This is a genomic window from Pelorhabdus sp. sgz311002 (assembly GCF_056134285.1).
In genome coordinates this window covers 144,636-156,969 of the sequence record NZ_JBWBCL010000001.1, presented here as the reverse complement: position 1 = coordinate 156,969, position 12,334 = coordinate 144,636, and the positions used below count along the sequence as shown (strand labels likewise).

At 40.3% G+C, this 12,334-nt stretch carries 11 protein-coding genes; 6 read left to right on the top strand and 5 right to left on the bottom strand.

Going from position 1 to position 12,334, the window contains the following annotated elements:
- Positions 1-196: 196 nt before the first annotated feature.
- Entirely contained in the window at positions 197-523 is a 327-nt protein-coding gene (locus AC0NJP_RS00780; protein ID WP_474698465.1) for a branched-chain amino acid transporter permease, read from the bottom strand.
- A complete protein-coding gene (locus AC0NJP_RS00775) occupies positions 520-1,212 on the bottom strand; it encodes an AzlC family ABC transporter permease (protein ID WP_474698464.1) in 693 nt (230 codons plus the stop codon). Before AC0NJP_RS00775 ends, AC0NJP_RS00780 begins: the two co-directional genes overlap by 4 nt.
- A gap of 163 nt (positions 1,213-1,375) precedes the next feature.
- On the opposite strand from AC0NJP_RS00775, the gene AC0NJP_RS00770 reads away from it, so the two are divergent.
- Positions 1,376-1,927, top strand: coding sequence for a helix-turn-helix domain-containing protein (locus AC0NJP_RS00770; protein WP_474698463.1), 552 nt, complete (start codon positions 1,376-1,378; stop codon positions 1,925-1,927).
- A gap of 175 nt (positions 1,928-2,102) precedes the next feature.
- Here the strand turns inward: AC0NJP_RS00770 and AC0NJP_RS00765 are convergent, their stop codons facing one another.
- Positions 2,103-2,828: an SAM-dependent methyltransferase gene (locus tag AC0NJP_RS00765; protein ID WP_474698462.1), complete on the bottom strand. Its 726-nt coding sequence runs from the start codon at positions 2,826-2,828 to the stop codon at positions 2,103-2,105.
- Between the two features lie 130 nt (positions 2,829-2,958).
- Positions 2,959-3,234: a CD3324 family protein gene (locus tag AC0NJP_RS00760; RefSeq protein ID WP_474037982.1), complete on the bottom strand. Its 276-nt coding sequence runs from the start codon at positions 3,232-3,234 to the stop codon at positions 2,959-2,961.
- Between the two features lie 954 nt (positions 3,235-4,188).
- On the opposite strand from AC0NJP_RS00760, the gene AC0NJP_RS00755 reads away from it, so the two are divergent.
- From AC0NJP_RS00755 to AC0NJP_RS00735, 5 genes are all read left to right on the top strand, one after another.
- Positions 4,189-4,647: a MarR family winged helix-turn-helix transcriptional regulator gene (locus AC0NJP_RS00755; protein WP_474698461.1), complete on the top strand. Its 459-nt coding sequence runs from the start codon at positions 4,189-4,191 to the stop codon at positions 4,645-4,647.
- Between the two features lie 578 nt (positions 4,648-5,225).
- Positions 5,226-6,344 (top strand): efflux RND transporter periplasmic adaptor subunit, encoded by a 1,119-nt coding sequence (locus AC0NJP_RS00750; protein ID WP_474698460.1) that lies wholly within the window; start codon positions 5,226-5,228, stop codon positions 6,342-6,344.
- Entirely contained in the window at positions 6,341-9,460 is a 3,120-nt protein-coding gene (locus AC0NJP_RS00745; RefSeq protein ID WP_474698459.1) for an efflux RND transporter permease subunit, read from the top strand. Before AC0NJP_RS00750 ends, AC0NJP_RS00745 begins: the two co-directional genes overlap by 4 nt.
- A 92-nt stretch (positions 9,461-9,552) precedes the next feature.
- Positions 9,553-9,996, top strand: a complete 444-nt coding sequence (locus tag AC0NJP_RS00740; protein WP_474698458.1) for a universal stress protein — start codon at positions 9,553-9,555, stop codon at positions 9,994-9,996.
- A gap of 216 nt (positions 9,997-10,212) precedes the next feature.
- Positions 10,213-10,752, top strand: a complete 540-nt coding sequence (locus tag AC0NJP_RS00735) for a LysR substrate-binding domain-containing protein (protein WP_474698832.1) — start codon at positions 10,213-10,215, stop codon at positions 10,750-10,752.
- Positions 10,753-10,982: 230 nt separating this feature from the next.
- Here the strand turns inward: AC0NJP_RS00735 and AC0NJP_RS00730 are convergent, their stop codons facing one another.
- Positions 10,983-11,708 carry a flavodoxin family protein gene (locus tag AC0NJP_RS00730; protein WP_474698457.1) on the bottom strand — a complete coding sequence of 242 codons (726 nt, stop codon included), beginning with the start codon at positions 11,706-11,708 and terminating at the stop codon, positions 10,983-10,985.
- Positions 11,709-12,334: the final 626 nt, after the last annotated feature.

Below are 12,334 nucleotides of genomic sequence, written 5' to 3'. Positions count from 1 at the left end.
TCGCTTCATATAATCGTCGCTGTAGCAGCTTTGTATGAAGCCTTTGCAATACAAAGAATCATCTCCAGCACATCCTCTCATGAATTAATTTGCTAGCTTTATTATACAATAGTTTTCAAAGAATTCTTCTTTTAACTTTTATTACTTATTAAGCTACTTAAAGCCACACTTAACATGAGCTTTGCCAAAGGCAATCTCAGCCAAAATAAGCTTGTACTAAAAACATATATAAAGCGGTTCCTGCTCCAATACTCAGCAGCATATTCTTTTTCCACTTGTGGAGAGCAGCAAGAAAAATAATTGCTGCTATTTCAGGAATAATATCCCCCTTGCCGTTAAACGAATCTTTTAAGCAATAAACAACCAGTAACCCCATTACCGCATAGGGCAAAACATTTCCTAAATATTTAATATAGGGCGGCGGAGTCTTTCCCTCGGGGAAAATGAGAAAGGGAAGAAACCTTGTTACCATCGTACCAAATATAACAATAAGAATTGTGATTATCCCTTGTGTTGTTGTCATAATTCCACTTCCTTTGCTTTTGTCTTTCTATCTAGGGAAAGACAAAAAACGATTAACGCCATAGCTGGCAAAATGAAGTTCTGGCTGCCAAAAATCAATAGGCACAATACGGAACAGAGTAATCCGGTAAGAGCTGAACGATGATTAGCTGCTTCTTCCCATTGATTCATAAACATAACTACAAAGAGTGCCGTCATGACAAATTCAATCCCTGTCGGATCAAAGTGAATGACATATCCCAAAAGGGCGCCCAAGGTTGCTCCCAAAACCCAATAAATTTGATTAAGAAATGTGACAAAAAACATGAACCAGCCTCTGTCAACATCGGAAGGCGGCGTCACAGTGCAATTGATTGAGAAAGATTCATCACACATTCCATAGATTAGATAGGATTTCTTCCAACCGCAATTCTTGTATTTTTCTAACATAGAAATACCATAAAAAAGATGTCTAGCATTTACCATAAGCGTCAAAAAAAATGCAGCAAACGGATTAAATGCGGATAACAACAAATTGATTGCGACAAATTCCATCGAACCAGCATAAATAAATAAGCTCATTAACATGGGATAAATAAATGAAAATCCTTTACTTTGCATAAGAAAACCATAGGACATTCCTAATAAAAGAAAGCCCACGCAAATCGGTATAGTGTATGGCAGCGCCGCCTTAAATGCTTTGATTTTCATCAATAAATCACTCCTCATATTCCTTGATTTTCTTGTTAATATTTCATATAATAACCTCAGTAAGGCTACATTAAAACTTACGATTATCCAGTATATCGAACAATTTTATAATATATATCCTACAACTGTTCGATATATCTGTCAAGGAAGGCGAAAAGTAATTATGGAATTAGGAAAAACTATAGCGATAAATTTGAAAACATTACGCGATGAACGTAACTTAACCTTGGGACAATTATCAAAAATATCAGGTATTAGTAAAGCCATGTTATCCGATATTGAAAAAGGAAACAGTAACCCGACAATCAATACGATCTGGAAGATTGCCAATGGACTAAATGTCCCCTATACGAAATTAATAGATAGTATGGAAAAAGAAACTACCGTGATCCGACGTTCTGAACCTACGGCACAAGTTGGTGAAACAGAACAATATCGCGTGTATTGCTATTTTACAAGTACTCCTGTTAGAAACTTCGAATTTTTCTATGTGGAATTAGATGCAAAGTCGTCTAACGCATCGATCGGGCACTCTAAAAAAGCCCAGGAATATATCTATATTATCCAAGGCGAACTTAAACTTCAAACTGAAATGGACGAACATACACTCAATGCCGGAGACGCCATTATGTTTGATTCTTCTATCAGTCACACTTATATAAACGAGCAAAATACCCTTGTCAGTTTTCTGGTTATAAATTATTATCCGAATTAAACAATCTCCTCCTCACATAGTCGCAGCAGCTTTCATACAAAAGTCGCTGCATTTCACCAACTAAAAATAAAGCAGAGATTCTCATCTCCGCTTTATTTTCAGTTTCATTATTTATTGCCATCGAATGGATATGCTGCACTTCTATCTGATAAGGGTCTGGTCGTGCCGACGCCCTTCAAAGGACTTTAGCAATCAACTGCACAAGATTAAAGTACCGTCCTCCCTCAGCCTGCATCATTTTGATGTCTTCAGCGACAATGGGATGATCGGCGCTCAGCCATTCTTTCCACGCCTCACTACAGCAAGCCATTTCACGACTATCCACCATTTCAATCCCCTCAGCCTGCTGCCACAAAGCTTGCCACCACTCCAGCGAGTGTAAAGTTCTTTCCATTTCGCTATTCCAAAATGGCAGCATATCGGCGGGAACGTTTTCCCCAAATTCGTATTTTAAGCCGGGAATAGCTACAACGATATAGCCCCCCTTTTTCACAAAAGGAATAAGCGACGGAAGCATTTCCGCCGTATCCCCGAAATAATGATAGGCATCTACTGTAAACAACAGGTCAAAAAACTCGTTTGCGAAAGGCAAGCCTTTCGTAGCGTCTACTGAAATGGGAACTGCTTTATCCTCAATTCCGCTAGCTTTGAAACGCTCATAATTTTCTGTTGGTGAAATCCACAAGTCGGCAGCGAAAACATTTACACCGTATTTTTGTGTCAATAAGAGCGTAGAAAGACCGCACCCACACCCGAGATCAAGAATCCGCATATTAGCATTGATGTTTAAATAGGACGCAAGTTCTTCTGCTACGCGCATAGCATTAGGCCCCATCATCGCAGCTTTCAATAATTCCATATTGTTTTGATTCGAAATAAATTGATTTGTAAAGGTATACATGATTTTCCTCCTCCGTAAATCCCCTATCGTGCTATAAATCCATTATAATAATTATATTATGGCAATACTCCCTACAAGATCATTCAGAAGTAAAAAAGCGACATGGCAAAACCACCATGTCGCTCTCGTTTTAGCATTGACTTTTCATATCAGCCAATATTTTATAAATTGTTTTAGGTGATAAGTAATTACAGCTTGCAATATCCTCAACTGAAACACCCTTTTGATACTGAGAAAATATTAATTCATTGCGTTTCTGAATATATTGCCGACTATTTTTTACTTCCCCCCACCGTTTTTTATTTTCTGCCTTTCGTGGTATATAAATATATTCACCATCAATATATTGTTGCATTGCTTCTAATAAGTCCGCGGGAAATACATTAAATGCATTCTTGTAGCCCATTATGCTCCTCCTAAAATTATAGTTTTAGGATGGAACAAAGGCTATCTCACAGCATGTTTGTTATGCGATAGCCTTTGCTCCGCATAACACCGACTCCAAATAATATAAGATGATAAGCCATTCTCCTTTCTTAAAAATTTTTATCTTTCGCAAATTTCACCGATTAGGATAAATTTATTGCTTTATCAGCAGTCTACCACAAAAAACAGGGAAAGAAAATTGCTTGCAGTTGCAACATCATCCGCACTTCTGACGATACACGATCCGTAGCAAAGTCGATCAATTAGGTTTCATAGAGTAGCCGCTATTTCTTCTTCATGGTTTATTGGGCAAAATAGTTACATATTAAAGCAATAATCTAAATGTAAAATTGTTAACTAAAGGATTATAGTTATGCTTATGTGGCTACGGGGAACTCTTGGCAAATATACCGAAGGATGGCGATTTTTCTTGGAAAATAATTCTAAAGAAACTTTTCCCAAAACAGTATATTTAGATAGGACAGGACATCATGTCGACTCAAAAATAGCATATCAAAAGCTCACACGTTGTTACGATCATGACCATCATCTTTTAAAAACTCATCTAAACATTCGTTTTTCTCTAAATACCGACTGGTAATAAACTAGTTCTAAAACAAGAGTTTCCAGGTATACCACTTAACATTCTCCTTAACAACTTATAAATTATATCGTTCATAATAAACACGCCTTTCACGATTCATCACCCTTTAATTTATGTACTACGGTAAGAATAAGAACGTGTCGATGACTACTGTATGTATGACTTATAATAACCATGGTTTTTTTCTGCAATCATGTCATTTGTCCTCCATTTTCGCATTGGTCTTTTTCATTCTTTATAAAATATAACTTGACACATAGTTAACCTAGTGTACAATATAACCATAGAACATCAAATCTGATATTTTACCAACGATATGAGGTTAAAACAATGACAGAACAAAGAAAAGAAATGCTGGAATCTATTTTTAGGCTGTCAAAGAAATTTTTTGAGACCATGAAACAGCCAAATAAATTTGGCACAGATCAACTCTTATACTCATCAGAAATTCATACCCTCGAAATGATCGGCAAACATCCCGGTATAACCGTAACCGAACTAGCAGACCGACAAGGCATTTCCAAAAGCGCCCTACCAAAGCTTGTCCACAAACTGATCCAAAAAGATTTGATCTATCGTTATCAAGAAACCGGCAATAAAAAAAATATTCTCTTGGAATTGACGGACAAAGGCCGAGTTGCTGTTCGACACCACTTCGAGTTTCACGAAACCTTTGACAGCGGTATTATGGAAAAAATCAACTTATTAACGCCAAAAGAATATTTGTTTCTCAGCGATATCCTGGAAGAACTAGAGCAGTATATCGACCATATGAAGCAACAGGAATAAAAAAACTTTATACAAAACTTTTGTTACCCCTATGAAAATATCAAGATGTTTGGTCAGGAGTGTTGGTAAAATTAAAATTTCTACACCAACATTCTTATTATTTAAAGTTATTGTTCACCTAGTTAACTTTTTTAAGACAAGAAAAACAACTGTTTCATATTAAATAAACAGGATATTGAGGTAACACCATATAATCAAGTTTATCTATTTGGAACTAAAAATGGAATACTTCAACACCAAGGATATCTTTTGCGAGAACCGGCAAACGAAATCCTTATCTTTTTTGAAAATAGTTCACCTAGTTAACTTTATTGTAAATTTCCAACTCCCTCAGACCTAGCTCGCAATCATTCATCCTTTGTCTTACTTTAGAATAATCAATAACGTCTATGAATCCTCTTGCTATTGAGATCTTGCGATTACTCTTATTCTAATTACTTCACTAAGGGAGGAATCTCTCTATGCCACAGCATGTACCTATGCGTCAGCAAATCATAACGATGTTGTTTTGCATCGCCCAACGTGCACCATAATTTTTCTTCTATAAAAACAGATTGCATATGATAAGGAGTGTTTTTATGTTAAACGTGCGACTGCATCTCAGTCGAAAAAAATACTATTATGTCCTGGCGGCTTTGACTGTAATCTGCGTAATGGTCGGAATCATGGCAAAAGCACATTTTGCCAAAGCACCAATAAAATCGGAAAATTCCCCTGTAGTCCGCACCCAAGTCATTCAGGCAGTTAATAACGGACAAAGCTACACCTATCCAGGAGAAGTGCGTGGCCGCTATGAAAGTCAATTGGCTTTCCAAGTCACCGGTAAAATCATCAAACGCAATGTGCAATTAGGCAGCCGTGTTACTGCCGGTGATGTGCTAATGCAAATAGATGCCAAAGACATTCAGCAGATAGTAAACAGCAATTCTGCCCAAGTATATTCTGCCCAATCACAGCTTAATCTTGCTGAAAGCAACTTAAACCGATATCGGCAATTACTGGATAGCGGCGCAATCAGCCATGCTCAATATGACCAGTACGTCAATGCCTATAATGCCGCGGCAGCAGCAATGCAACAGGCAACAGCCCAATATACGCAAGGAACCAATCAGCTAGATTACACCTTATTGAAAGCAGATCAATCAGGAGTTGTCTCCGCTATTACCGCCGAAGCCGGCCAGATTGTCAGCCCCGGCCAGACGGTTGTTACCATCGTCCAAAATGGAGAACGAGAAATCGAAATCAGCGTACCCGAAAACAGGTTGGAAGAATTAAAAACCGCGGGACGATTCCAAGTTACTTTCTGGGCCTTGCCTAACGTGACACTGAACGGCAAAGTGCGAGAAATTGCTCCCATGGCCGATCCGACGACGCGTACCTTCAAAGTGCGCATTAGCTTACTCAATCCGCCACCCTCTATCAAATTAGGAATGACAGCTACCGTTTCCTTAGCCGATGTTGATGCCACTACGGGATTTTCCATTCCAATATCTGCACTTTATCAGACCGGTGATACACCTGCTGTCTGGGTTGTAAACGACAATATTCTAACACTGCGCCCCATCCAAACTGGTTCTTTCGGTAATGGCACGATACAAGTACTGACAGGACTTCAAATCGGTGACCGAATTGTCAGTGCCGGCGTTCATAAATTGGAAGAAGGGCAGAGGGTAAAAATAGCCGGTGATACCCTATGAACCATTTTAACCTTACCGCCTGGTCATTAAAGCACAAACAATTCATTTATTTCTTTGTCGTCCTCTTCTTTGTGGCCGGTCTTTTCTCTTATAAAAACGTGGGACGCATGGAGGACCCGGATTTTGCCATTAAGCAAATGATTGTCAGCGTTTCCTGGTCAGGAGCCACTGCCAGCCAAATGGAAGAACAGGTTACGGATAAAATTGAAAAGAAACTACAAGATTTACCTGGACTTGACTATTTAAAAAGTTACTCTACACCGGGCCGGACCGTAATTTACGTTAATCTTAAAGATCAGGTGCCCGCCAAGGAACTTCGGGCCAGATGGTTTGAAGCTCGCAACATGGTAAATGATATCAAGAAAACCCTCCCAGAAGGAGTTTCAGAACCTACCTTTAACGATCGATTCGATGAAGTATATGGCGTAATCTATACGTTGACTGGTGATGGATTTACTTACGAAGAAATGCGAGAGAAAGCGGAAAAAATCCGTCGTATTCTCTTAAGTGTTCCCAGCGTTAGCAAGGTCCAACTGCTCGGGGTGCAAACCGAAAAGATCTACATTGAAATTGAAAATAGCAAACTGGCCAACTTAGGTCTTGATCCGTCCGTAATTACATCCACTTTAAAGGAACAAAATACCCAGGCAGCTGCTGGTATGCTGGAAACGACATCAGACAACGCATACTTACGAATTACTGGGATGTTTGAAAATATGGAAGACATCGGTGCTACACCCATTCAAGCTGGTGGACGCACTTTCCGTCTAGGAGATATTGCCAAAATTACTCGTGCCTACGCCGAACCATCCGACCCCAAAATGTTCTTTAACGGTCAACCATCGATCGGCATTGCGCTAGCCATGGAACCCGGCGGCAACATTCTGACCCTAGGTAAAAACCTCGATAGCACAATCTCTCAAATAAAGCAAGAACTGCCAACAGGGCTGGAAATCAGTCAAACTGTAAATCAGCCAAAAGTTGTGGAATCCTCCATCAACGAATTTATTGAATCCCTGGTCGAAGCAATTATCATCGTTTTAATCGTAAGCTTTGCCAGTCTGGGTATGCGTTCCGGTGTGGTCGTGGCCCTAACCATTCCGTTGGTCATTGCCATTACCTTTACCTTAATGTATCTGACAGGAATTGCCCTGCAGAGCATCTCACTGGGAGCCCTCATCATTGCGTTAGGCTTGTTGGTCGATGATGCCATCATCGCCACGGAAATGACGACAGTCAAGCTAGAACAAGGCTGGAGCCGCTTCGATGCTGCTTGTTTTTCTTATACTTCTACCGCCTATCCTCGTTTAACTGGCGCATTAATAACCTGTGCAGGCTTTATTCCCATCGGATTCTCCAAGGGGCTCGCCGCCGAATTTTGCGTCGATCTCTTTTGGGTTATATTCTTTGCTCTCCTCGCCTCCTGGCTAGTTGCCGGGGCAGTCACGCCGTTGCTGGGTTATCAATTTATCAAAATAAAACCAGCCCAGCAAAAAGCCGCTGAAAACAATGTACACCATGACCTTTATGATACTCCGTTTTATCGACGATTTAAACGCTTGTTACTATGGTGCATGTGTCATCGAAAAATCGTACTAACAGCTACTGTTGCTGCATTTATTGGCTCTATCTTTCTCCTGGGGTTGGTCAAACAGGAATTCTTTCCTCCGTCGAGTCGCCCTGAGCTCATTATCCAGCTCAAATTACAGGAAGGAGCGTCTCAAATCAACACTGAAGAAGTTGCTCGCCAATTTGCTAAAGAATTGGACGATGACCCGAATATTTCTTATTACACCTATCATGTAGGTGAAGGAGCCCCACGCTTTGTGCTCAGTTTTGAACCAACTTTCAATAAATCGAATTTCGCCGAATTCATTGTAGTGGCCAAGGATGTGGAAGCTCGTAATGCGCTGGCCCAAAAAGCCGAACAATTATTAAACACCGAATTTACAAATGTTCGAGGACATATCAAGTTATTATTCACCGGGACAGGGCCTGATTATCCGGTGATGCTGCGAGTAAAAGGCCCTGACCATGAAAAAGTTCGTGATATCGCTGAACAAGTCCGCGCCGTCATGGCCGCCCATCCGTCTACACAAAACGTAAACCTCAACTGGAATGAGAAAAACAAAGTGATGCACTTGGAGATTGACCAGGCAAAAGCAAAAGCCCTCGGCCTCAGTTCCCATAAATTGGCCGCCTCGCTCCAAACCCAGTTATCTGGAGCACCGATTACCGAATTTCGTGAGAATGATAAAACAGTTAGCATGGTTCTCCGGTTTGCGGGAGCAGACCGTAATAACCCGGAACGGCTAAAAGACCTCAACATCCATATCGGGAATGGGAAATATGTTCCGCTCGATCAAATTGCCACCATCCGTTATGATGCTGAAGAAGGTTTAATTTACCGACGTGACCTGCTACCGATGATTATGGTTCAGGCGGAACTCAATCCCGCGTCTAAACTCACTGGTTCGGATGTAACCAAGCAAGTTTATGGCAGCCTTCAAGAACTCAGAAATAGTCTGCCAGTCGGTTATTCCATTGAATTTGACGGCGCAACAGAACGCAGCATAAAAAGCAGCAAATTCCTGGCGGAACCCATTCCGGCCATGATGCTGATCATTATGATTCTGCTCATGACGCAGTTGCAAAGTATTCCAAAAATGCTGCTAACCCTCTTTACAGCGCCGCTAGGTATTATCGGTGTATCCATCAGTCTCCTCGTTACCGGAAGCCCCATGGGCTTTGTAGTCCAATTGGGAGTTCTCGCCTTGTTCGGTATCATTATGCGCAATACCGTTATATTAATGGACCAGATTGAACAACATTTGGTGGCTGGCGACTCGCTATGGGACGCAATTGTGTCAGCAACGATCAGCCGCTTCCGCCCAATTATGTTAACAGCCGCAGCCGCTATCCTTGGCATGATTCCGCTAGTCCCTAGTACTTTATGGGGCTCCATGGCGATTGCCATTGCTGGCGGTTTGCTGGGAGCAACCATACTAACTTTATTGGTGTTGCCGGTTATGTACGCCACATGGTATAAGGCACAGCCAGTTGACGGTGCACAAAACAATTCTTTAAATGATGCCGGAAAGTCACTGTCTCAGTAGCATGAATCAAATTGCGCACGTAATTGCTGAAATCCAGAAAACTTCTTGAGTTTGTTAGATCACTAATACATTTTTATAAGGAGTTGCTTATCATGGAGATTTTGTATAGAAAAATTTTAGTCCCCATAGACGGCTCTATCCATTCCCGCAAGGCATTGTCTCATGCAGTAGCGTTAGCCCGTTCCTTTGCTGCCGAAATCGGGATTCTTTACGTATCAGTTTTATCGCAGCAAGTCCCTTTGTATAATCAAGTCCAGGGAATTAAAATCCCGCCAAACGCATCTACAGATCCTGTAACCTTTGCTAAAGCAATTCTGGCAGAATCAATCAAACAAGTTCCTGAAGACATACTCTTTCAAGCACACAACGAAATTGGCGAACCGCGCCTTCTGATTACCGATTTTGCCGCTCAAAATGACTATGATGTTATCGTCATTGGTAGCCGGGGCTTAGGAACGATTTCCGGCTTGCTTTTGGGAAGTGTCAGCACATACGTCGTCCAGCATTCCCCTTGTCCTGTTTTGATTATCAAATAATCTTTATTGATACTAAATCTGCCGCACGCTTTCCCCTATCTATTTATGATCAGATGACAACGGCAATGCAGCATGATAGCAAATACTGCATTGCCCTGTCATCACTGCACTACTGATCTAAACATTTCGAGCAAAGCAATATAAACTTAAAAAGATACAACCGAAAGGAACAACCATGAAGTCACCGTTTATTTTCATTAATACAGTCATTATGGCATCTACTGCTTTCTTATATTTTCCCAAACTACTCTAGCATCGCCACTTGAGTTATCACTTGATGAAAGTATTGCTCTGACGTATAAAAATAATCCAGCATTACTAGCTGCATCGCCGGAACATCCTTTCAATAGCGTCCAAACGATTTCTTTTACTGATCTTTCCCACGAATCATTTGTGCTGTTAAAAGAAAATCACAGCATCCGCAAACGCTGTGATGAACTGTTTGAGAAAACTGGCTTTGTTCCCAAAATAGTATGCGAATGTGATGAAATCAGTGCCGTAAGAAATTTGATTCATGCCGGATTAGGTATCTCATTTTTACCTAAACCATCCAATAAAGCAATTGCCCTACCGCTTACTTTTGTTAGGAATAAAGAGCTTACTTATCCCAATACACTTTTTCTTGCCTGGAATAAACGACGTTATTTATCTAAAACCGCCGTTAGTTTTAGAGAATATGTCATACAATATCACGCTCAGTGCATATCACTATATTTTTATGATATGCAACTTAAAAATTCAAGATTTAATGCTTAGTATTAAAATCAGTAATACAGGTGTACCAATTGCTGCAATAGTAATTATTTTTAATTTTTTATTCTTTTTTTCATCTAGAGATTTTTGCCACCTATTCCTGCTTAGTTAAACGTCCCTTAGCATAGACTTCAATAATAAAATCGGTGCCTCCTTGGACTTAATCAAAAAAACACCATGCTGCACAACTGCTAGCGTTATTGAAGAATTTACCCGGCTTCCCCATCTAAATTTTATTGATCCTCTTGCTTTACCAATAGACTATCAACATACTTTTTAACTTCTCGTATATACACTTCATCTGGAATAAATTTTTGTTCTAACAACTCCATTGTTTTTTCTGTCAATTTTCGATTGACAGCAATCTCCCTGCCTGCGGTTTCCAAAGCCTTAAGATAGTTAGAGACAACAATGCCCACCTCACCTTCCCTGACGCTCAACAGCGCCCCCTGAGGGGCATATATTTCCCCAATTATCTGTGCATTGAGATTCCGGGCATGCCGTTTAAGCCAATGGGAAATCACTTGGAATTGTGATCTTTCCGGAAAGCCACAATTCGCCATCATCACTAACTGTGGCGCCGCTTTCATTGTTATATGACGGCATTCTCCCTCACTATCCTCTCCCCAATAGGGGCTGGCTGTTACCATAAGTCGATCTATAAAAATTTTTAGCATACTTGAAATATTGTCAAAATAAAGCGGCGTCGCCAAAACACGAATATCCGCATCTTCTATGAGAGCTACAATTTCAGCCATATCATCCTTGATGACACATTCCCCTGGCGTTTTAAACCAGCAGGCCTTACACGCCGTACAATATTTAATTTCTTTTTCTGCTAAAAAAACAGTTGCGATTTCTGCACCTGCTTCCTTTGCTCCCTTTAAGAAAGCAGAAACCATAATATTTGTATTGCCATTTCTGCCGCGATGACTGCCGTTAACCACTGCAATTTTCATTGAGTCACACTTCTTTCATTTTTTTATTTACTCAGCTTTTGCACTTGGGAAACCGCCAGAAAGCTTTGCAAACTAGAACCCTAGCGACACAAAAATAAACACCTTTCTAATTTCATACTATTCTGCAACAATAAGTGGCTTTGTTCGCCGTGTTGAAAGGACAATTCAATCTACTTACCTCTATGTCCTGTGAAATGCAATATTATAACAATGTTGAAATCGTTTGTTCAACTTCATGTATCCATTCTTTGCGTTGTAATGGCATGCTCTCGGCAATTAATTCTAAACATTTTCTATGAAAATTACTCACACCGCAGAAACCAAAAATACAATTTTCCCATATAGTTTGTAGGGGTCGCCCCAAACTGCTAATTCTTGATTTTCTTCAGTATTTGAAGTATTAAAAACAATTGCTGTGAATGCTTTTAATAAACCATTAGGAATTCCACTGCCATTGTCGGACTCATTGAAGGCATATGTAACAATTGGCAGGAGGCTGCTCCCGCCAATTGGAATGACTTATTAACTGCACCTGCTTCAATAATTTGGCGGCAATGCATTTCTACAAGTTTATTGAAATTATTTATCGGTATTATTGGCGACATATCAAATCATCTCGCAGTGAT